Annotated in this window: 21 protein-coding genes; 13 read left to right on the plus strand and 8 right to left on the minus strand. The window is 62.7% G+C overall.

Annotation, left to right across the window (positions count from 1 at the left end):
- The first annotated feature begins 139 nt into the window (after nucleotides 1-139).
- Together QRN22_RS00255 and QRN22_RS00260 are read left to right on the plus strand one after the other, a co-directional pair.
- Nucleotides 140-718 carry a DNA-J related domain-containing protein gene (locus QRN22_RS00255; protein ID WP_042555732.1) on the plus strand — a complete coding sequence of 193 codons (579 nt, stop codon included), beginning with the start codon at nucleotides 140-142 and terminating at the stop codon, nucleotides 716-718.
- An 86-nt stretch (nucleotides 719-804) separates the two neighbouring features.
- Complete coding sequence (locus QRN22_RS00260; protein WP_042555731.1) at nucleotides 805-1,299, plus strand: SprT family zinc-dependent metalloprotease; 495 nt, start codon at nucleotides 805-807, stop codon at nucleotides 1,297-1,299.
- Between the two features lie 12 nt (nucleotides 1,300-1,311).
- Here QRN22_RS00260 and QRN22_RS00265 read toward each other — a convergent pair whose 3' ends face one another.
- The 4 genes from QRN22_RS00265 to QRN22_RS00280 form a co-directional block, all read right to left on the minus strand.
- Entirely contained in the window at nucleotides 1,312-2,199 is an 888-nt protein-coding gene (locus QRN22_RS00265) for a chemotaxis protein CheV (RefSeq protein ID WP_042555730.1), read from the minus strand.
- Nucleotides 2,200-2,283: 84 nt separating this feature from the next.
- A complete protein-coding gene (locus QRN22_RS00270; protein ID WP_042555729.1) occupies nucleotides 2,284-2,520 on the minus strand; it encodes a glutaredoxin family protein in 237 nt (78 codons plus the stop codon).
- A 52-nt stretch (nucleotides 2,521-2,572) separates the two neighbouring features.
- On the minus strand, nucleotides 2,573-3,697 hold the full coding sequence (locus QRN22_RS00275) for a DUF5610 domain-containing protein (RefSeq protein ID WP_052493852.1): 1,125 nt from the start codon (nucleotides 3,695-3,697) through the stop codon (nucleotides 2,573-2,575).
- Between the two features lie 110 nt (nucleotides 3,698-3,807).
- Nucleotides 3,808-5,016 (minus strand): ammonium transporter, encoded by a 1,209-nt coding sequence (locus QRN22_RS00280; protein WP_042555728.1) that lies wholly within the window; start codon nucleotides 5,014-5,016, stop codon nucleotides 3,808-3,810.
- A 370-nt stretch (nucleotides 5,017-5,386) separates the two neighbouring features.
- Here QRN22_RS00280 and QRN22_RS00285 point away from each other — a divergent pair, with 370 nt between their 5' ends.
- From QRN22_RS00285 to QRN22_RS00315, 7 genes are all read left to right on the plus strand, one after another.
- Nucleotides 5,387-5,716, plus strand: a complete 330-nt coding sequence (locus QRN22_RS00285) for an ElaB/YgaM/YqjD family protein (RefSeq protein WP_042555727.1) — start codon at nucleotides 5,387-5,389, stop codon at nucleotides 5,714-5,716.
- 12 nt (nucleotides 5,717-5,728) lie between these two features.
- Nucleotides 5,729-6,115 carry a phage holin family protein gene (locus QRN22_RS00290; protein ID WP_042555726.1) on the plus strand — a complete coding sequence of 129 codons (387 nt, stop codon included), beginning with the start codon at nucleotides 5,729-5,731 and terminating at the stop codon, nucleotides 6,113-6,115.
- Nucleotides 6,112-6,453, plus strand: a complete 342-nt coding sequence (locus tag QRN22_RS00295) for a hypothetical protein (RefSeq protein ID WP_042555725.1) — start codon at nucleotides 6,112-6,114, stop codon at nucleotides 6,451-6,453. Before QRN22_RS00290 ends, QRN22_RS00295 begins: the two co-directional genes overlap by 4 nt.
- An 83-nt stretch (nucleotides 6,454-6,536) precedes the next feature.
- Complete coding sequence (locus QRN22_RS00300) at nucleotides 6,537-7,697, plus strand: EAL domain-containing protein (RefSeq protein ID WP_042555724.1); 1,161 nt, start codon at nucleotides 6,537-6,539, stop codon at nucleotides 7,695-7,697.
- 131 nt (nucleotides 7,698-7,828) lie between these two features.
- Nucleotides 7,829-9,160 (plus strand): deoxyguanosinetriphosphate triphosphohydrolase, encoded by a 1,332-nt coding sequence (locus QRN22_RS00305; RefSeq protein ID WP_042555723.1) that lies wholly within the window; start codon nucleotides 7,829-7,831, stop codon nucleotides 9,158-9,160.
- 2 nt (nucleotides 9,161-9,162) lie between these two features.
- Nucleotides 9,163-10,260: an FUSC family protein gene (locus QRN22_RS00310; RefSeq protein WP_042555722.1), complete on the plus strand. Its 1,098-nt coding sequence runs from the start codon at nucleotides 9,163-9,165 to the stop codon at nucleotides 10,258-10,260.
- Between the two features lie 50 nt (nucleotides 10,261-10,310).
- Complete coding sequence (locus tag QRN22_RS00315) at nucleotides 10,311-12,089, plus strand: cache domain-containing protein (RefSeq protein WP_052493851.1); 1,779 nt, start codon at nucleotides 10,311-10,313, stop codon at nucleotides 12,087-12,089.
- An 83-nt stretch (nucleotides 12,090-12,172) separates the two neighbouring features.
- Here QRN22_RS00315 and QRN22_RS00320 read toward each other — a convergent pair whose 3' ends face one another.
- Nucleotides 12,173-12,517: a YggL family protein gene (locus tag QRN22_RS00320; RefSeq protein ID WP_042555721.1), complete on the minus strand. Its 345-nt coding sequence runs from the start codon at nucleotides 12,515-12,517 to the stop codon at nucleotides 12,173-12,175.
- Between the two features lie 156 nt (nucleotides 12,518-12,673).
- Here QRN22_RS00320 and dacB point away from each other — a divergent pair, with 156 nt between their 5' ends.
- Nucleotides 12,674-14,152 carry a D-alanyl-D-alanine carboxypeptidase/D-alanyl-D-alanine endopeptidase gene (dacB, locus tag QRN22_RS00325; RefSeq protein WP_042555720.1) on the plus strand — a complete coding sequence of 493 codons (1,479 nt, stop codon included), beginning with the start codon at nucleotides 12,674-12,676 and terminating at the stop codon, nucleotides 14,150-14,152.
- A 75-nt stretch (nucleotides 14,153-14,227) separates the two neighbouring features.
- On the opposite strand, the gene rlmKL is transcribed toward dacB, so the two are convergent.
- Nucleotides 14,228-16,474, minus strand: coding sequence for a bifunctional 23S rRNA (guanine(2069)-N(7))-methyltransferase RlmK/23S rRNA (guanine(2445)-N(2))-methyltransferase RlmL (gene rlmKL, locus QRN22_RS00330; RefSeq protein WP_042555719.1), 2,247 nt, complete (start codon nucleotides 16,472-16,474; stop codon nucleotides 14,228-14,230).
- A 424-nt stretch (nucleotides 16,475-16,898) separates the two neighbouring features.
- Between rlmKL and rmf the strand changes: the two genes are divergently transcribed.
- Nucleotides 16,899-17,114, plus strand: coding sequence for a ribosome modulation factor (rmf, locus tag QRN22_RS00335; RefSeq protein WP_073268316.1), 216 nt, complete (start codon nucleotides 16,899-16,901; stop codon nucleotides 17,112-17,114).
- Nucleotides 17,115-17,209: 95 nt separating this feature from the next.
- Here rmf and QRN22_RS00340 read toward each other — a convergent pair whose 3' ends face one another.
- Nucleotides 17,210-18,232, minus strand: a complete 1,023-nt coding sequence (locus tag QRN22_RS00340) for a quinone-dependent dihydroorotate dehydrogenase (protein ID WP_042555718.1) — start codon at nucleotides 18,230-18,232, stop codon at nucleotides 17,210-17,212.
- Between the two features lie 74 nt (nucleotides 18,233-18,306).
- Nucleotides 18,307-18,528, minus strand: coding sequence for a DUF2835 domain-containing protein (locus QRN22_RS00345; protein ID WP_042555839.1), 222 nt, complete (start codon nucleotides 18,526-18,528; stop codon nucleotides 18,307-18,309).
- A 125-nt stretch (nucleotides 18,529-18,653) separates the two neighbouring features.
- Here QRN22_RS00345 and QRN22_RS00350 point away from each other — a divergent pair, with 125 nt between their 5' ends.
- Together QRN22_RS00350 and QRN22_RS00355 are read left to right on the plus strand one after the other, a co-directional pair.
- Nucleotides 18,654-19,517 (plus strand): DUF6685 family protein, encoded by an 864-nt coding sequence (locus tag QRN22_RS00350; RefSeq protein ID WP_042555717.1) that lies wholly within the window; start codon nucleotides 18,654-18,656, stop codon nucleotides 19,515-19,517.
- Nucleotides 19,518-19,613: 96 nt separating this feature from the next.
- Nucleotides 19,614-20,612, plus strand: coding sequence for an alpha/beta fold hydrolase (locus QRN22_RS00355; RefSeq protein WP_042555716.1), 999 nt, complete (start codon nucleotides 19,614-19,616; stop codon nucleotides 20,610-20,612).
- Nucleotides 20,613-20,993 lie beyond the last annotated feature (381 nt).

The following is a 20,993-nucleotide window of genomic DNA, read 5'->3' on the forward strand; positions in this document are numbered from 1 at the left end:
CGTAAATCCGGTAGAAGTACTGAGGCCGCGCATTTTACCCGGAAACCGAAGCGTACCCCAGCCACAAAACGACCAACCATCGCCGATTCGCCTGATGGCTGATCGTGCAAGGCGGCAATCCTTCGTCTAAGGTGAGCCGATGAACGAAGAAACCTGCCCCAACACACGCCTTTTCGAATTGCTCCAGGCCGCGCCCGAAGGCCTATCCGAGTATGAACTGCTGCTGCGCCTGAGCCGCTGGCAAGGCGCCGAAGAGCGCCTGCCCACGGATACTCTGGAGCTGTTTCGCACCCATTTTCTGCTGTTCCACACGCTTTACCGGCTGCGCGACCAGCTGCATGCCGAGCAACTTGCCGTGCTGCAGATCAGCCCGCTGTGCATTCGCCTGTTGCCCTACCAGGCAGGCGAAAGCGCATTGAGCGAAAAGGACCCGCTACGCGAGTACTATCTCGACCTGAGCCATTTGCGCGATACGGACGCCGACGATGTGCAGAAACTGCTTGGCGCGTTCTGGGTACGTCTGCAGGGCGGGGACGAAAAACAATCCGCCCTCGCCGTTTTCGAGCTGGAGGCACACAACGGCAATCTCGACTTGACGATCATCAGGCAGCGCTACCGACAACTGGTCAGCATCCATCACCCCGACCGTGGTGGCAGCACGCAACAGTTGCAGAGCATCAATCAGGCCATGGAAACGCTGCAGCGTTATTACCGCTGAAGGCAGTTGCCGTTCAGCCTGCAAACGCTGCGTGGCAGGATGATCTGCGGCATAATCGGTTGCAGTCACCTGCCTCCGATGCCCACATGCCAGACCAGATCCACGCCCGCGTCGAAGCCTGCTATCAGCAGGCGGAACACTTCTTCAAGCAGCCCTTCAAGCGCCCCGAGGTGAGTTTCAAACTGCGCGGCCAAAAGGCCGGTGTGGCTCATCTCACGGAAAACAAGCTGCGCTTCAATCCCCAGCTGTACCGTGAGAATCAGGAAGATTTTCTGCGCCAGACGGTTCCCCACGAAGTGGCGCACCTGGTCGCTCATCAACTCTTTGGTCTGAGCATCCAGCCCCATGGCGAGGAATGGCAACTGATCATGCGCGGGGTCTACGAGCTGCCGCCGCACCGCTGCCACAGTTACGACGTGAAACGCCGCCAGGTCAGCCGCTTCATCTATCGCTGCCAATGCCCGCAGGGCGAGTTTCCGTTCTCGGCACAGCGCCATGCCCTGGTCGCCAAGGGCCGTCGCTACTACTGCCGACGCTGCAAGATCACCCTGCAGTTCACCGGCGAACAACGAATCGAATAGACGCGCCGCGCCTCAGTCGTCGAGGCGCTGAAACGCGCGCAGCAGCGCCTTGCTCAGATCGACGCTGGAGAACTTGGTGAGTACGTCGTTGGCCCCCACCGCACGCGCCTTCTCGGTGTTCATGGTGCTGTCCAGAGAGGTGTGCAGCAGCACGTAGGTCTCGCCGAGAACGGGGTCCTTGCGAATCTGTTGAACCAGGGTATAGCCGTCCATCTCCGGCATTTCGATGTCCGAAACCAGCACCTCGATGGGCTGCCCCTCCTGCTGCGCCCCATGCAGCAGCTCCAGCGCGGCGGCGGCGCTGCGCACGGCCTGGCAATCGAGGTCGAGCTTGCGCAGGGTGATCAGGGTCTGCTGCAGCGCCACCTGGGAATCGTCGACGACCAGTACGCGACGCCCCTGCAAAAGTTGCCGCTCGCTCGAGCTGAGCAATTCATCGACCACCTCTTCGGCCGGAGCCGGGGCGATTTCATGCAACACCTTTTCGATATCGAGAATCTGCACGATGGTGCCGTCGATCTGCGTCACCCCGGTGATGAACGCACGCACGCCTGCACCGGCCGGTGGCGGCCGCACATCGCGGGTCGAGCATTGCACGATACGCTCCACGCTGTGCACGTGCAGGCCCTGACGCGAGCGACTCAGTTCGGTGACGATCAGACAGCCATCCTGACTGTCACCACCGCCCCGCTCGCCGATTGCCCGGGCCAGGTCGATGACCGTCAGCGCCGAACCGCGCAGGGTCGCCACGCCGCGCACGTGAGGGTGTCGACTGGGCATCTTGGTCAGCGGCGGGCAGGGAATGATCTCGTTGACCTTGAGCAGATTGATGCCCAGCAAACGGCCACTGTGCAAACGGAACAGCAGCAGCGATAGCGCATCGCCCAGCACCATACTCATGGAAGTCACTCCCCTTCAAACCTGAAAAAAGCAAAACCTGGCCCGACTTCAGATGCGTCAGGCTCGTTGTGTGCAGACGGCGAATCAGCCGAGAAAAGCGGCGACTTGCGGGGCATCGAATGGCCAGGGCAACTCGGCGCCCGTATCGGTGCGTTTCAGCACGGGTATCAGCGGTGCATAGCGTTCCAGGCAGTCGTCATGCTCGGCGATATCGACCAACTCGACCAGCAGGCCGTGCTCGACGAAGGGCATCAGCACCGCTTCGGCGTATTCGCACAGGTGACAGCCGAGGGTTCCCAGCAACTGGCACTCAGGGAGCATGGGTCAGCCTCCACGGTGAGAAAGGTGGCAGTCTACCACCCCGCCCCGGCAATCAGGCGCTCGCGGCTCCGTCGTCCGCTTTCGGCGCAAGGGTCGAGCCCAGCAGCCCCTGCAGACCGTCCAACAAGCGACCGTTGAGTTGCTCTGCCTTGTCCAGCCGTGCGCTATCAAAACGCTCATCCAGCGAGAACCCGCCCTTGAGCAGGTCCTGCAACAGGCCTTTGCCATCGCTCACCCAATCATTGGCATTACGCAACGCGTCGAGCAGGCCTTGCGCATAGTCGTTGAGCGCGCCATTCACCGCGCTGGCAGGCTGCCCGCCCTGACTGGCCACCGAGCCGTAGGTGTCGGTGGCCTGACGCACACTGGTCTGGGTCAGTTTCAGCGACATGGAGGCCAGCTGCGAGCCGTCCATTTCCAGCGACATCGCTCGATCGAAGGCACCGGCCACATCACCGGAATAGAAGGAGTTGGAAAGATCCTGGACCTGGGTGAACAGCTTTTCCAGGGCGGCCTTTTCCTGATCGTCCAGATCACCCTCGACCTGCACCTGCCAACCGCCGATCTGCAGGCTGCCGGACTCACTGCCGGAGCCCTCGGTACGTGACCAGGCGGCGGACGCCTGCGCGATCGATACGCGCAGGCGGTCACCGTCGCGGGTGGTGATATCCAGCTCGAAACTTTCCGCCACTGCCGCGAAACGGTCGCTCGAAGTCGGCACGACACCCGTGTTGCCGCCCGTCGCCGGCGCTGCGCCGTACTGCTTGTCGAGGCCGGCGAAACCCTGTTGGATACGCTGGAAGGTATCATCTATATCGGTGGCGACCTTGTCCTTGAGCAGGCCCATGCCGTCGAGAATCTTGCGAGCCTCGTCGAACCCCTTCTCAACGCCGGAGCGCGCCTGATCCAGCAGCTTCTGCAGCTTTTCCGGATTGGCCCCCGAAGCCGCTTCGCTCTTCAGCCGCTGTTCGATGAAACCGAGCACGCGATCCGCCACCTTCTCCGGGGAGAAATCATCCTGCTTGGCCGTCAGCGAGCCGGCAGGCAGGCCGAGACGCTCGGCGAGCCGGTTGGACAGCGCGACCTGGGCGTCGGCCGCATTGCGGATGGTGGTCTGGCCGCCGATCTGAGGCGAACGGCCTGTCGTTGGTGTCGACAGCGGAAGGGAAACAGTCATGGCAAGTCACCGAAACGGAGCATGTCCAAGGTTGACGGCAGCTTCCGGCAAAAGTTTAGGGCGAGCAGACGCCGAATCGACCAGAGGACCTGATCGACCCGGCAACCGCCTCAATCCTGGCTGACCGCACCGATTTTGTGTATCGACAGGTCCGCGCCGTAATACTCCTGCTCCTGGCTCAGACGAATGCCTACGGCCCCTTTAAGCACGCCATACACCAGAAAACCGCCGACCAGCGCCACCCCTACCCCGAGTGCGCTGCCGAGCAACTGGCTGACCAGGCTGACACCACCCAGGCCGCCCCAGGCCTGCTGACCGAAAATGCCGCAGGCGATACCGCCCCAGACACCGCACAGACCGTGCAGCGGCCAGACGCCGAGCACGTCGTCGATCTTCCATTTCACCTGGGTCGCGGTGAACGCCCAGACGAACAGCGCACCGGCAATGGCGCCAGTGACCAGTGCGCCGACCGGATGCATCAGGTCGGAGCCTGCGCAAATGGCCACCAGCCCGGCGAGCGGGCCGTTATGCAGGAAGCCCGGATCGTTGCGACCGACGATCAGCGCCGCCAGGGTGCCGCCGACCATGGCCATCAGGGTATTCACCGCGACCAGCCCACTGATGCTGCCCAGGGTCTGGGCACTCATCACGTTGAAACCGAACCAGCCGATGATCAGGATCCACGAACCCAGCGCCAGGAACGGAATGCTCGACGGCGCCATGGCGACCAGACGGCCATCGCGGTAACGGCCATCCCGGCGACCGAGCAGCAGCACCGCGGTGAATGCCAGCCAGCCACCGACGCCATGCACCACCACCGAACCGGCGAAGTCGTGGAATGGCGCGCCGAATTGCGCCTGCAGCCAGCTCTGCAGGCCGAAGTTGCCGTTCCAGATCATGCCTTCGAAGAACGGATAGACGAAGGCGACGATCAGTGCCGTGGCGCAGAGCTGCGGACCGAACCGTGCGCGCTCGGCGATACCACCGGAAATGATCGCCGGAATCGCCGCAGCGAAGGTCAGTAGAAAGAAGAACTTCACCAAGGCGTAACCGTTGCCTTCCACCAGCACGCTGGCGGGGTGCAGAAAGGTCACGCCATAGGCGATCCAGTAACCGACGAAGAAGTAGGCCATGGCGGAGATCGCGAAGTCGGAGAGGATCTTCGACAAGGCGTTGACCTGATTCTTCTGCCTTACCGTGCCCACTTCCAGAAAGGCGAAGCCGGCGTGCATGGCCAGCACCATGATCGCGCCGATCAGGATGAACAATGTATTGGAGCCGTGAATCAGCGTTTGCACGGCACTGTTGAGGTTTTCCATCGAGGCAGAGGCTCCGCAAAGAAATGCACCAGAAAAGAACATCCAGCCATCAGAAGGCACCACCAGGAGGCATATTTGATCGCCCCGCACGGATTCCTGCTGAAAGCGAGCGCCATCCTGGTGCTCAACGATGCACTCGACTCAATGCTTATTCATTAATTATCAATTAGTTAAGAACGCACCAGATAATTGCTTCCCTAGCAGTACAGGCACCATAAACATGCATTTCAGGCACGAACGCACCACGCCAATGCAATGCTTATGCCTTTCAGGCCCGCTTCATTCCCGGCGATTCGCAGATAGACTGAACCTGGCCAATGGCAGCCACTCGAACCCCTTACACCGCATCACACCTACAGGAGAACGATCCATGGCCCGCCCACTTCCTTCACGCCCTGCTGCACCTGCCAATAAAGAAGAGCTGCTCGAAGAGTTTCAGGCTCTGGTGCGCGACACCGAAGTTCTGCTGCAACACTCGGCCAGCCTGGTCGGCGATCAGGCCGAAGAGCTGCGCGCTCAGATCCGTGACAGCCTCGGCCGTGCGCGCTCGACGCTGAAGAACACCGAAGAGAACGTCGTGCTGCGCGGCAAGGCTGCGGTCGGCGCGACCGAAGACTATGTGCAGACCCACCCATGGCAGACCATCGGTATCGCCGCTGGCATTGGTATACTGATCGGCATGCTCATTAGCCGACGTTGATCAGGACAGCACATGGATGACAGCCAGACAGCAGCACCTCCCAGCCGCGGCCCTTCGCCGCGGCGTCTGGCCGGTGCCCTGCTCGGGCTGATCCACGGCCATGTGGCACTGTTCAGCGAAGAGTTCAAGGAGCAGCAGGCGCGTACCGTCACCCTGCTGATCCTGACCGGCCTGTGCATCTTGTTCGGGCTGCTGCTGATCGTCGGCCTGTCTGCCGCGCTGCTGATCGCGTTTTGGGAAAGCCATCGCATTCTGGTGATTTCCCTGCTCTGCCTCTTCTACACCCTGGGTCTGCTTGCCTGTGCAGCGAGCCTCGTCCAGCGCATGCGCAACGCCCCCGCTCCATTCAGCGCCAGCCTCGAAGAGCTGGCCCGCGACCGGGAGCAACTGCTGCCATGACCCGTGCACGCGACAAAGCCTCCACCCAGGAACTGCGCAAAACCATGCTGCGCCTGCGCCTGGAAATGCATCGCCAGGAAATTCGCCACGAAACCATGGTCATCCTGCAGCCCCTGCAGAAAGCCAAGGACTTCGGTAACCACTGGCGCCAGGAACTCAAGGGCAGCAATGCACCAATCTGGATCACTGGCGGCGCCTTCGCATTGACCCTGCTCGGCATGCGCGGGGGTCAATGGCGGCGCTGGCTGCGCATGGCCCTGGAGGCGTTCCCCAACCTGAGAAAACGCCCTGCGGGGCCTGAAGGCAAAAAGCCAGCAAAAGAGCCCGATCAGGTCTGATGCTGGCCACATTCTTGCTAGTGTCATGGGTATGAGCCGGATATTTCTCGGCATTACCTTTCCCTTCGCTAAGGATGTCCTCGGTGCTCGACGGTCAACCGCTCGCCGTCTTCCAACCCTTCATCGATACGGCTACCGGCCAGATTGCCGGTGTCGAAGCGCTGGCCCGGCTGCGTGACGCAGAAGGTCGCCTGCACTCGGCAGGGCCGCTGTTCGCCGATCCCAAGACACCGCCAACCGCCCTGCGCCGCCTCGACCGGCAGGTACGCGAACAGGCGTTGATGCGTTTTCATGACGCCCCGTCGCAATGGTTCCTGAGCCTGAACATATCGCCACGCTGGATCAGCCGCCTGCGGCCCGATCAGGCGCTACCGAGCCTGCGGCAACTCGAACGCAGCGGCATCGATCCCAGGCGCGTGGTGTTCGAGATCACCGAACTGGGCGGCGCGAGCCAGCGCCTGCCTGGGGTGGTGGCCCGCTATCGGGAAGCCGGAGCGCGTATCGCCATCGACGATTTCGGAGCCGGCTACTCGCAGCTAGACCGGGTACTGGCCTTGCGGCCCGATATCCTCAAGCTGGACATGCGCCTGTTCCAGGAAGCGGCCCGCGGCGGTCCCAGTGGCGAGGTGGTCAAGGCACTGGCGATGATGGCCGAGAAAACCGGTTGCTGGATCATCGCCGAAGGCGTGGAGACCAACGCCGAGCTGGACTTCGCTCTGGAATGCGGGGCTCGCTATGTCCAGGGCTATCTGTTCGCACGACCCGAACCGGGATTCTTCGAGAACGATGCGTTCGTCGAGCGTTTCGCCTTGCTGCGCGACGGCTACGTTCAACAGAAGCTGGCCGAACGCGCGCGCCTGATGAGCCTGCGCCGGCAACTCGCCGAGCTGTTCGCCGCCCTCAAGGACAATCTGGAAAGCGATTCGCCAACGACGCTCGCCGCACCGCTCGCCTACCCCTGGCTGCTACGCCTGTACCAGTGTGACCGGCATGGCACCCAGACGACCCCCAACCTGGAATGGCGCGACGGCGCCTGGCAGGCCGATGACCGATACATCGGCCACAACTGGTCGTGGCGGCCGTATTTCTACCAGTTGCTCGCCGAGGGCTGGGAAGAACGCAGGCTGATTCTGTCCAGCACCTATCGCGATGCGACCAGCAACCAGTACTGCCTCACGGCCGGGCAGTTCATCGACAACGGCAACCGTCTGTTGCTGGTCGATATCGATGCCCATGGACTTTAGTGGATGCGGCCTTGCAGTTGCTCCAGCGAACAGGGAAGCTAACGGACAATTGGCGTGCGCGCAGCCTTCGGCAAAACGCATGCACCTGACCGACGAAGGCCGCGCCGTCGTCTCCGGCAAAGGAAGCACGCTTGGACTGGCAAACCCTGCTTACCCGTGAACGACTCGGCAAACCGTCGCCCAGCGCCGACGAACTGGGCCGCAGCCCCTTCCACAAGGACCATGACCGGATCATCTTCTCCGGTGCCTTTCGGCGCCTGGGCCGCAAGACCCAGGTGCACCCGGTGTCCAGCAACGACCACATCCACACGCGTCTGACCCACTCGCTGGAGGTCAGCTGCGTCGGCCGCTCCCTGGGCATGCGCGTCGGCGAGATACTGCGCAGCGAACTGCCCTCCTGGTGCGAGCCGAGCGACCTGGGCATGGTGGTGCAGTCGTCCTGCCTGGCTCACGACATTGGCAACCCGCCGTTCGGTCATTCCGGCGAAGACGCCATTCGCCACTGGTTCCAACAGGCGGCCGGACGGGGCTGGCTGGACGCCATGAGCGATGCCGAACGCGGCGACTTCCTCAGTTTCGAGGGGAACGCCCAGGGCTTTCGGGTGCTCACTCAACTGGAGTACCACCAGTTCGACGGCGGCACACGGCTGACCTACGCGACCCTCGGCGCTTACCTCAAGTACCCCTGGACGTCCCGCCATGCGGAAGCCCTGGGTTACAAGAAGCACAAGTTCGGCTGCTACCAGAGCGAGCTGCCATTGCTCGAACAGATCGCCAGCAAGCTCGGCCTGCCGCAACTCGAGGAACAGCGCTGGGCGCGTCATCCCCTGGTCTACTTGATGGAGGCGGCAGACGACATCTGCTACGGCCTGATCGACCTCGAAGACGGCCTGGAAATGGAGCTGCTCGACTACGCCGAAGTGGAGTCGCTGCTGCTCGATCTGGTCGGCGATGATCTGCCGGAAACCTATCGCCAGCTGGGGCCCCACGACTCACGCCGCCGCAAGCTGGCGATCCTGCGCGGCAAGGCCATCGAGCACCTCACCAACTCGGCGGCCCACGCCTTCGTCGAACAGCAGTCGGCACTGCTGGCCGGCACTCTGGAAGGCGATCTGGTCGAGCACATGCACGGCACGGCCAAGGATTGCGTGCAAGCTGCCAAGGCCATGGCCCGGGAGAAGATCTTTCAGGACAAACGCAAGACGCTCCACGAGATCGGCGCCTACACCACCCTGGAAATCCTCCTCAACGCCTTCTGCGGCGCGGCGCTGGAACAACATGGCGGGCGCACGCCGTCGTTCAAGAACCGGCGCATCCTCGACCTGCTTGGCCACAACGCGCCGGATCCGCACTGGCCTCTGTACCGCTCCTTCCTGCGGATGATCGACTTCATTGCCGGCATGACCGATAGCTACGCCACCGAAATGGCGCGCGAAATGACCGGTCGCTCGAGCCCGGTCTGAGCATGCGCCAGGTATTGCGACAGCTGTTCAGCTGGCACGCCGGGCCACCCGCCTGGGGGCCGGCCGTGGTGGCGGGCCTGGGCTGTGCGCTGCCATTACTGCTGGGGCTGTTCAGCGCTCATCCTGGCTTCCTGTGGGCCTCGGTCGGCGCCTTTCAGGCTGCCCAGGCCAATCCGCTGCATCGCTTCGGGATGCTGCGCATGCTCCTGCTCACCGGGCTGGGCGCCTGCAGCGCCGGGCTGGGCTTCTGGTCGGCCACGCACCCACTGATCAGCCTGTCGCTGTTCGCCGCCTTCGGCCTGCTGCTGGCCTGGCTGCAGCGTTACGGCACCGAGGCGGGCAAGCTGGGTATCGGCCTCACCGTGTGCCTGTGCCTGGGGCAAGGCCAATACGGCAGCAGCAGCCTGAACAATCCCTACGCCATCGCCATGCTGTTCATTCTCGGCGGGCTCTGGGTGATGCTCCTGGCGTTCGGCCTGCGCGGCGTCCACGGCCTGCGCATGTGGCCGTACATGCCGCGCCTGGTGAGCCTGCTCAAGGTGCTGCGCCGCCACGCACGTCGCCAGTCGCGCCAGCAATGGTGGTTGTACGCCACGGGCTGCACGCTGGCGGTATCGCTGGCTGGTCTGATCGTCAACCTCGCGCACCTGCAGCGCGGCTACTGGCTGACCCTCGCGGTGGTCACCACGCTGCAGCTGGAGTTCAGGGGGAGCCTGGTGCGCGCCCTGCAGGCGAGCATGGCCAGCCTGAGCGCTGCCGGGCTGCTGATCCTGTTCGGCAACAGCCTGCAGAGCCCACCGCTGATGGTGGCCATCATGCTGCCGCTGATCACCCTCAGTCGTGCGCTGCAGGCCCACAACTACGGTCTGTTCGTGCTGCAGACCACGGTGTGCTTCGTGCTGCTCGCGGAGAGCCTGGCCAGGGACTGGCACCTGCCACAGGTCCGCCTGTTCAACGTCACCCTCGGCATCCTGCTGGCGCTGTTCATCGCCCTGCTGATGCATGGCCTGCGGCAATGGCTGGACAATCGAGCCGAAGCAAAACGGCGACCAGTCGGCAATAACGACCCAGCGCATTCACATGAGTCGACAGGATCCTGAACGCTTGACTATGCTGGCCAGTTAATAGCGCAACCATGGAGCGAGGCGCGATGCCCGGCAGTTTCCGCCCCGCAGAACGCAGATTACCCCTGCACGTCCACATCAGCGTGCTGTTCATGCTCATGCTGCTGCTCGCCGGCGGCGCACTGGGCCTGTTCAACTACCGCCAGACCACCGCGATCATCTTTTCCAGCAGCGCGACCCTGTTCGAACACATCCAGCAGGATGTGCACCGCGATATCAGTGCCACCTACCAGCCCATTCGGCATCTGCTCGGTGTACTGGCCTACGCGCAAGGCGCTCGCAGTGATGACCTGCAAACGCGCATGACGCTGCTCGCCCCCTTCGCCCAGGCCCTGCGTGACAATCCCAAGCTGGCTTCGCTGTATCTCGGTTACCGCAGCGGCGACTTTTTCATGGTTCGAGCCCTGCGTACCCGAGCCATCCAGCGACAGTTCCAGGCGCCTGACGGTGCATCCCTGCAAATCTGGTCGGTCGAGCAGCACGATGCTGGCAGAATCGGCGAGTATCTGTTCTTCGACGACGCGCTGAATCTGCTGGAGAGGCGCACGCTGGGCAGTCAGGATTACGACCCGCGCATGCGCGAGTGGTACAGCCGTGCCCGCAGTCAGAAAGGCAGCGTCACCACCACGCCCTACGTATTCTTCTCCTCGGGCGCGATCGGCACCACCCTCGCCAATGCCGCCGGTGAGGAGGCGGTAATTGCCGCGGATCTGACCCTGGAAGATCTCTCCGCCACCCTGATCAAGCACAAGGTCACTCCCAGTAGCGAAGTGGTGCTGTTCGATGCCCGAGGCCTGGCCGTGGCCTATCCCGATAGCCAGCGCCTGCTCAGCCACACGCCCGAGCCACGACTGCGGCCAGTGACCGAGCTGCTACCGGAGCTGGCCGGCACGCTGGACGAACTGGCTCCGGGACACAACCAGCAGGGTATCGAGACGCTGAACAAGCGCCGCTGGGTGGTCTCACGCAGCCACGTCAGCGAAGGTGGGCCCGATGGCCTGTACCTGGCACTGCTGGTGCCCGAGGACGAACTGCTCGCCGACGCCTACCGGATTCGCTGGCAAGGCGCGCTGATCACCCTGACCACGCTGCTGCTGTGTCTGCCGATCGCCTGGCTGGTGTCGCGTTGCATCACCCGTCCGCTGGCCGCCCTGCAGGATCAAACCGAAGCCATGGGGCGTTTCGACTTCGCCGCGGCAGGCGGCATACGCTCCTCGGTACTGGAAGTGGATTGCCTGGCCCAGGCCATGGCACGGATGAATCGGGCCCTCATCCATTACCAGCAGATCATCGCCGAACTGGGACATCAACCGAGCGTTCAGGCGCTGCTGAAATGGATAACCCGGCAGACCCTGCAGGCCATCGATGCCCAGGCTGGCATCGTCTATCTGGTCGAGGATGGGCGTCTGCGAGCGCAAACGCTGGAGTTGGAACACAGTGGTGACAGGCTGCGCGTCAGCGACCTGCAGACCCAGCCGCTGGATGGCGGCGATTCGCCGGTCTGGTTGGCCCAGGCTCTGGATCAGGGCACCGCAGCACTGTCACTGGGCTTCGACAAGGCTGGCGATCTTCAGCCGCTGCTCAATGTGCTCGGGACACCGCGTGTGAACGTACTGGCCATTGCCTTGCGTGATCGACAGGGCAAGCTGCTCGGCCTCTTCGTGCTGCTTCAAGGCGAGCTGCTGGACGGCCATCGCGGCATCCGTCATGAACAATGCGTGGCATTCAGTGAAGCCGTGGCAGCGATTACCGCGCGGCATCTGGAAAGTCGTCAGGCCGAAGAGCCCGAGAGCGGAGCTGGATGAAGGCTGCTGCGCCGGCTCAGGTTGTCTAGACCGTCATCGTCCTGCGCAAATGAGAAGGGCCTCGAACGAGGCCCTTGCAGGAATCAGGAAGCCGAGTTGATCTCGTTTTCCGGATACCAGACGTCGAGCAGCGGGCTGACGCTGAAATCGACCAGTTCCGAACGCCCCTTCAGCCAGGCTTCGACAGCGGCGCGCTGCTCTTCGCTGACCGAGCCGCGCTTGGACAGGCACACCAGGCCGTAGTCGTCACCGCCCACATAGCCAAGGCCGTTGGCAGTCATGGCGTCGCTCAGGAAGGCATCGAGAAAGGCGTCGACGGCTTCGTCGCTCAGGTCTTCCTTGAAGTTCAGGTTCAGTTCGAAACCCAGCTCCTGGAATTCGTCGACACAGAGTTTCTTGCGCAGACGACGGGAACGATTGGTAGCCATGGGTAAAAATCCTTCAGAGTGATAACGCGCGGCACTCTACCAGCTTCACGGCCACGATGCCCGTCAGCTGATGAAAAACCCGGCGATTGCAGCCCTGATAGCGCAGCCATGGGGCATAATGCGCGGCATTGTCCCAAACCGCTGTGGGAGCTCGTAATGCGATTTTCCGTTGTACCCGTCGTCCGGAGGCTGCGCATCCTCCGCCCTCTGGCCCTCGCCTGCCTCGTACTGCCCACTGCCCTGCCCGCCCATGCGGCGACCAGCGCCAACCTCCCGGAAAGCGTGGCCAAGAGCCTCAAGGCCAACAAGATCGGCCAGCAATCGTTGTCGGTGGTCACCCTGCCGCTCACTGGTCCAGGCAACGGCACCATCTTCAATGCCGATGTGTCGGTGAATCCGGCTTCGACCATGAAGCTGCTGACCACCTTCGCCGCACTGGAACTGCTCGGCCCGACCTATCAGTGGAAGACCGAGTTCTATACCGACGGCCAGCTCAAGGACGGCGTACTCAACGGCAACCTGTACCTCAAGGGGGGCGGTGACCCCAAGCTGAACATGGAAAAGCTCTGGCTGCTGCTGCGCGATCTGAGGGCCAACGGCGTGCGTCAGGTGACTGGTGACCTGGTGCTCGATCGCAGCTATTTCTCGCAACCGGACCTGCCCGCCTTCGACGACGACGGCGGCGATGCCAACAAGCCCTATCTGGTCACCCCCGACTCGCTGCTGGTCAACCTCAAGGCGCTGCGCTTCATCGCCCGCGCCGAAAATGGCAAGGTCACTGTCGCTGCCGAGCCACCGCTGGCGGGGTTGACGCTGGATAATCAGGTCAAGGTGCTCAAGGCTGGCAAATGCCCCGCCTGGCCGGACGTGCGCTACAACCCGGTCAAGGAGTTCGACGGCACCCGGGTGATCGTCACCGGCCAGTTGACCGATGGCTGCAGCGCCCAGACCTACCTGTCGCTACTCGACCATCCCGGCTATGCAGCGGGTGCCGTGCGCGCCATCTTCCAGGAACTGGGCGGCAGCATCATGGGCAAGAACCGCCAAGCCGATGTGCCGAAGAGCGCGAGCCTGCTGGCGCGAGCCTTTTCCCCGGATCTGGTGGAAATCATCCGCGACATCAACAAGTACAGCAACAACACCATGGCCCGGCAGCTGTTCCTCAGCATCGGCGCGCAGAATCGCACCAATGCGGACGTCGACGACGCCCACGCTGCGCAGCGGGTGATTCGCGCCTGGTTGGCCCGCAAGGGCATTACCGCGCCGCAGTTGGTAATGGAGAACGGCTCCGGGCTGTCCCGGGCGGAGCGCCTGAGCGCGCGAGAAATGGGCCGTATTCTGGAGGCTGCCTGGAAGAGCCCTTATGCCGCCGAATTCATAAGCTCGATGCCGATCGTCGCGCTGGACGGCACCATGCGCAAACGCCTGCGTAACACGCCGATGGCCGGCCAGGCGCACATCAAGACCGGCACCCTGAACAACGTGCGCGCCATCGCCGGCTTCAGCCGCGACAGCAATGGCAACAGCTGGGCCGTGGTGGCGATCCTCAACGACCCAAAACCCTGGGGCGCTTCGGTGATTCTCGATCAGGTGCTGCTCGACCTCTACAAGCAGCCGAAGAGCGCTGCCAGATAAAAGCATGACGTCGCAGCGACACCCGGGAGAACGCCCTGGGTATCGCTGCGCTCGACCCGGGCTACGGTCCGTTGGTTACTTGGCCGTCAACTTCCACGCGCGGTGGATCTTGGCGTTACGGGCGAAGTCCGGATCGAGGGTCGCTGCGCTGATTTCTTCCACCTGATAACGCGATGGCAACTGCTCGTCGAGCAGGAACTTGCGGAAGTTGTTGGAGAAGTACAAAACCCCAGCCGGGGCCAGACGCGCCATCGCCAGATCCAGCAGCTGCACATGATCACGCTGGACGTCGAACACCCCTTCCATGCGCTTGGAGTTCGAGAAGGTCGGCGGATCGATGAAGATCAGGTCGTACTCGCTGCGGTCATCGGCCAGCCAGCTCATCACATCGCCCTGTTCCAGGCGGTTCTTGTCGGAAAAACCGTTGAGCGACAGGTTGCGCCGCGCCCAATCCAGATAGGTCTTCGACAAGTCGACGCTGGTGGTGCTGCGCGCGCCCCCCTTGGCCGCATGCACGCTGGCCGTAGCGGTGTAGCAGAACAGGTTGAGGAAACGCTTGCCCGCGGCCTCCTTCTGGATGCGCAGGCGCAAGGGACGGTGGTCGAGAAACAGCCCGGTATCCAGATAGTCGGTCAGGTTGACCAGCAGCTTGATGCCGCCCTCCTTCACCTCCATGAACTGGCCCTGAGCGGCCTGGCGCTCGTACTGCTTGGTACCGCTCTGCCGCTCGCGGCGCTTGATCACCACCTTGCTCTTGTCGATGCCCAGCGCCTGGGGAATGGCGGCCAGCGCATCGAACAGACGGGCCTGGGCCTTTTCCGGATCGATGGAACGTGGCGCGGCATACTCCTGCACGTGCACCCAGTCGTGATAGAGGTCGATAGCGAGGGCGTACTCGGGCATATCGGCATCGTACAGACGGTAGCAGTCGACGCCCTCGCGGCGCGCCCACTTGCCGAGCTGCTTGAGATTCTTCTGCAGACGGTTGGCGAACATCTGTCCACCTTCGCTCAGGCGCGCCTGCTCCACGGGAGCCGGTGCCGGCTTGATCGGGTTGCCGTTGCGGTTGAGTTTCGGTTCTTCGGCCTGCAGCTCGCTCTGCTCTCGTTCGCGCTCGCGCTGCTCGGGAGTGCGACGTTCGCCGGTGACGAACTGCTCGGGCTGAACCTTGATCAGCAGCAGCTTGCAGGGCAACGCGCCGTTCCAGAACGCATACTGCTTGTGGCTACGGATGCCCATCCGCTTGCCCAGATCGGGCGCACCGGTGAATACCGCCGCTTCCCAACCCATGCAGGCCTGACGCAGGCGCTCGCCAAGGTTCTGGTAGAGGTACAGCAGGCTCGCTTCGTCACCCAGGCGCTCGCCGTAGGGTGGGTTGCTGATCACCAGGCCTTTCTGATTCTGGTCAGGGCGCGGCTCGAAGGTCGCCACTTCGCCCTGATAAACCTTGATCCAGTCACTCAGCCCAGCCCGGTCGATGTTGTTGCGGGCAGGCTGAATCAGTCGCGGATCGGCTTCGTAGCCACGAATCCACAGCGGTGGCTTGGCCAGGCCGGCAGCGGCACGCTCTTCGGCTTCAACGCGCAAGCGGTTCCAGGTGGCTGGCACATGGCCGAGCCAGTTGCTGAAGCCCCATTGTTCGCGGGTCAGGTTCGGCGCGATATCGGCAGCGATCATCGCGGCCTCGACCAGAAAGGTGCCCACACCGCACATCGGGTCGGCCAGGGCGCCGCCTTCAGCGGCGATACGTGGCCAGCCAGCGCGGATCAGCACCGCGGCCGCGAGGTTTTCCTTCAGCGGCGCAGCACCCTGCTGCAGGCGATAACCACGCTGGTGAAGACTGTGGCCGGACAGATCCAGCGACAGGATCGCTTCGCCACGATCCAGGCGCAGGTGCACGCGCAGATCCGGATTGACCTTGTCCACCGACGGCCGGGTGCCATCGGCCTGACGCAGCTTGTCGACGATGGCGTCCTTGACCTTCAGGGCGCCGAAATGGGTGTTGTCGATGCCCGAGCCATTGCCGCTGAACTCGACAGCCAGGCTACCGCTCGGCTCCAGGTGTTCGAACCAATCGACATCGAGTACTCCCTGATACAGGGTCTCCGCATCGCGCACCGGAAAACGCGCCAGCACCAGCAGCACCCGGTTGGCCAGGCGTGACCACAGGCACAGGCGATAGGCCGTCTCCATGCTGGCTACGCCACGAATGGCCGAGGTGTGCTCACGGGCCTGCTCCAGGCCCAGCGCCTTGGCTTCCTCCAGCAACAGGCCTTCGAGCCCCTTGGGGCACGTGAGGAAGAGTTCGTTATCGTCCGACATCAGAGATCCAGTGCCCGAAGGCAGTAATGGGTTGGGCGCAACAGAAGGCACAACCAAAATAAGTGACAAAAAGTCGCAAAGCGACCCTTCGTCGGAATAAATAGCAGGTGTAATCGATAGCCATTCACGATGGCAAAACACCAGCAAGCAATGCGCAAAGCCCCAGCTAGCGCGACTTTCGCTCAAGGGCGGCAGAAAAATACGCCGACCTTATGGCCTCACCCGCAAAACCGTTACGTCCTTATGACAAATCGATCATTCACACGGGTTCATGCATTCGATAGAAATCTACCCAGGCCATCGTCGCAATGACGGTGGCACAGGAGGCTCGCGACGCCGGCAGCGAACTCCACGGCAGAACCTTCTGCCTGACCTCCCAGAGGTCTATGGGACATAAACAGTCAACAAGTGAGGGCAACACCCTATGAGAAGACTTAAGCGTGATCCTTTAGAAAAAGCTTTTCTGCGCGGCTATCAGTACGGCATCAGTGGTAAATCCCGCGAGCTTTGTCCTTTCACTCTTCCGTCCGTGCGTCAGGCCTGGCTCAATGGCTGGCGTGAAGGCCGCGGTGACAACTGGGACGGTTTGACCGGCACCGCCGGTATCCATCGACTCAACGAACTTCGAGCTGTCGGCTAAACCAGGGACCTACCGACTTCACCAAGCACGCTCCATCCGAGCGGCGGGCGAGAGCCCAGGGGCTCCCTTGAGGGAGCCCTTTTTATTTCCCCTTCTCAGCGGCGCGCCGCGGCAATTGCATCCACCGCCTCGCGAATCAGTGCCGGCCCTTTGTAGATGAACCCGGAATAGATCTGCACCAGGCTCGCACCCGCCGCGATCTTCTCTGCGGCATGGCGACCTTCGGTGATACCGCCAGCAGCGATGATCGGCAGACGCCCACCCAGCTCCCCCGCCAACACGCTGACCGTGTGAGTGCTCTTGTCGCGTACCGGCGCACCCGACAGGCCACCCGCCTCGTTGGCGAACGCCAGGTTCTCGACACCCTCACGACTCAGCGTGGTGTTGGTGGCGATGACGGCATCCATACCGCTTTCCAGCAGCGCAGCGGCAACCTGAACGGTCTCCTCATCGGTCATGTCCGGGGCGATCTTGATCGCCAGGGGGACGCGACGACCCTGGCTCAGGGCCAGCTCGTTCTGGCGCTTGTGCAGGGCATCGAGCAATTGCTTGAGCGAATCGCCGAACTGCAGGCTACGCAGCCCCGGCGTGTTCGGCGAGCTGACGTTGACCGTGATGTAACTGGCGTGGGCATAGACCTTGTCCAGACAGATCAGGTAATCGTCTACCGCTCGTTCGACCGGGGTATCGAAGTTCTTGCCGATGTTGATCCCCAGTACACCGCGGAACTTGGCGGCCTGCACACGGGCGAGCAGGTGATCGACGCCGTGGTTGTTGAACCCCATGCGGTTGATGATCGCTTCGGCTTCGGGCAGGCGAAACAGTCGAGGTTTGGGATTGCCTGGCTGCGGACGCGGCGTGACAGTGCCGATTTCAACGAAGCCGAAGCCCAGCTGCGCGAAACCGTCGATGGCATCGCCATTCTTGTCCAGCCCTGCGGCCAGGCCAACCGGGTTGGGGAACTGCAGGCCCATCACCGTAACCGGCAGGCTGCTCGGCGCCTTGCACAGACGTCCGGCGAGGCCCAGCCGGCCGGCTGCACCGATCAGGTCGATGGACAGCTCGTGGGAGGTTTCCGGGGACAGTTTGAACAGCAGCTCGCGGGCCAGGTTGTACATGGGCAGGCTCAGCTCGTCAGTGGCGAAATCGAAAGGCGCGAATTATAGCCGCCCAACGCCCCGCCTAGCGAGGCCTAAGGCAGGCGGCGCAGGCTGAGCAACTCGCCTTCCTCGTTGAATTGCAGCTCGAAGGAACCATAGATGCCCTCATGGGTCAGAAATGGCCGAAAATGATGGGACGGAATGCTCACCCGCCGGCCATCACGGCTGAGGGCCTGGATGCGATTGGCCCGCCCCTGATAGACCACCCGCAGACGTTCTGCCGATAACGCGATATCCAGAACCAGGCTGGGCATGGAGGCTCCTTGCAAATGAATGAACGGATTCTGCCACAAGGCCGCCAGCCACGTGCACTGGCGCTTGGCATTGCGGTGCCAGCTCTGCCACACTGCCTCGGGCATACAGACGTACGCGAGTTGCCATGAGCCTGCCTGAACAGCCCAGCCCCATCACCTCACGCCTGACCGCCCTGGCTCAGCGTGTGGGTCTGCTCGGCCGTGGCAGCAGGCCGATCTTCGAACGCGCCAGCCAGCTGTGCCTGCCGTTCGCCGCGATTCCCACCTTCACCGACAATATCTCCTGGCTTGGCGGCCCGCCGCTGCATCGCCTCAAGGATCTGCCGCGTAGCGCACTGTCCGGCCCCGTGCAGGAAGACAAGGCAGACGCTCATGCTGCGCTGACCCATCTCATCGAGGTCGAGCACCGGCAGATCGAGCAGCTCGACCTGCGCAAGGTAGACAGTCTGGTTCATTGCGATGAGCGACACGCCAGCTTCGAAGACTATGCAGCCAGCGACGCCTGCCGAAAAATCCGCATCATCAGCTATCGGGATTTCCTCAAGACGCTCGGTCAGGCGCTGCCCGGATTCCCCAATCAGCGCCTCGATCTCCTCCAGGCCGAATGGCGCGGTGAGCGGCTGTTCTGGGCCGGGGAGTCACACCCGCAGGCATTCGCGAGCGCCGTGGCCTATGCGCGGCTGCGTGGGCTGGAAATCAGCCTGCCGGCGGACATCACCCGATACCGCGTCAGCGCGCAAGGCCTGCATGATCTGGATCAGCATTACCATGCCCTGGCCATGCCCTGCGCCGCCTGGAGCGATGCCGCTTTCATGCAACTGCTGATGGATCACGACGTGCCCTACGCCCGCCTGAGCCTATTGCGCACCCCGGGCTCGCCGGAATTTCTGCTGTTGCCCAAGCATTCCCCCCAAGCCTCCGCACTGGGCGAAGGCCTGTGCCAGGCTGGTGCCCCGGATATGCTGCACTACGTTCGCGAACTGGGCTGAAACCCGCCACTCGGACAGGTTTTGTAAACACTTGCCGGCAATGCCAGCCATGCATTGCTGTCAGTCTTTGCTCCCCCAACGTCTGGAGCATTCCCCGTGCGCATTGCCCTCGCCACCCTGCTGATCGCTGGCAGCCTGCCAGCCCTGGCTACCGAAACGCCCAGTTACGGCCCCGAACTGCAAGGTTTCGATTACCCACATGAAATCAAGCGATTCACCTTCGACTCCCAGGGCAGCTCGCTGCAGATGGCCTACATGGACGTGCAACCGAAGAAAGCCAATGGCCGAACCATCGTGCTGATGCACGGCAAGAATTTCTGCGGCGCGACCTGGGAAGGCAGCATCGCAGCGCTGAGCGAGGCCGGTTACCGTGTGGTGGTGCCGGACCAAGTGGGCTTCTGCAAGTCCAGCAAGCCGGCTCATTACCAGTACAGCTTTCAGCAACTGGCCAGCAACACCCATGCGCTGCTGGAACAGTTGAAGATCGAGCGCGTGACGGTCATGGGTCACTCCATGGGCGGCATGCTCGCCACCCGTTATGCCCTGCTCTACCCCGAACAGGTCGAGCAATTGGCGATGGTCAACCCGATCGGCCTGGAAGACTGGAAGACCCTTGGCGTTCCCTACCTGAGCGTGGATCAGTGGTACCAGCGCGAACTGAAGACCACTGCAGAAGCCAGCCGCAACTACCAGAAGAACACCTACTACGCGGGTCAGTGGCGCCCCGAGTTCGACCGCTGGGTAGATATGCAGGCAGGCATGTTCAAGGGCGATGGCAAGGAAATCGTGGCATGGAACTCGGCGCTGACCTACGACATGGTCTACACCCAGCCGGTGGTCTACGAATTCGCCAACCTGAAAATGCCAGTGCTGCTACTGATCGGCGAAAAGGACAACACCGCGGTCGGCAAGGACGCAGCGCCTGAAGCGATGCGCAGCAAACTCGGCGACTACAAGGCACTGGGTCCGGCGACCGCTAAACGTATTCCCGATGCGACCCTGGTGACCTTTGCGGATCTCGGCCATTCGCCGCAGATTCAGGAGCCGGAGCGCTTCCACAAGGCATTGCTCGAAGGCCTCCAGCAGAAACCTTGAGACAGCGACCTCACCAAGCGAAGCAAAGGCTCGCGTAGCGATGTGCAGGCGGCCTCTGCACGGGATTGCGGCACAGTCACCCATCGCCCACACGTCAGCTCCTACGTAGGCATCTCGGCATCCATAGGAGCCCGCTTGCGGGCGAATCGTTTGGCCGACGCGATGCTGCGGTGTGACCGCTATCCATCGCCCGCAAGCGGGCTCCTACACCATCCGAGTCAACACCGCCCCAGCAGCAGGCACCTCGATAATCTGTAGGAGCCCGCTTGCGGGCGAATCGTGTGGCTGACGCGATGCTGCGGTGTGACCGCTATCCATCGCCCGCAAGCGGGCTCCTACACCATCCGAGTCAACACCGCCCCAGCAGCAGGCACCTCGATA

The organism is Pseudomonas sp. MEJ086, from assembly GCF_030209025.1.
Taxonomy (GTDB): Bacteria; Pseudomonadota; Gammaproteobacteria; order Pseudomonadales; family Pseudomonadaceae; genus Aquipseudomonas; species Aquipseudomonas fulva_A.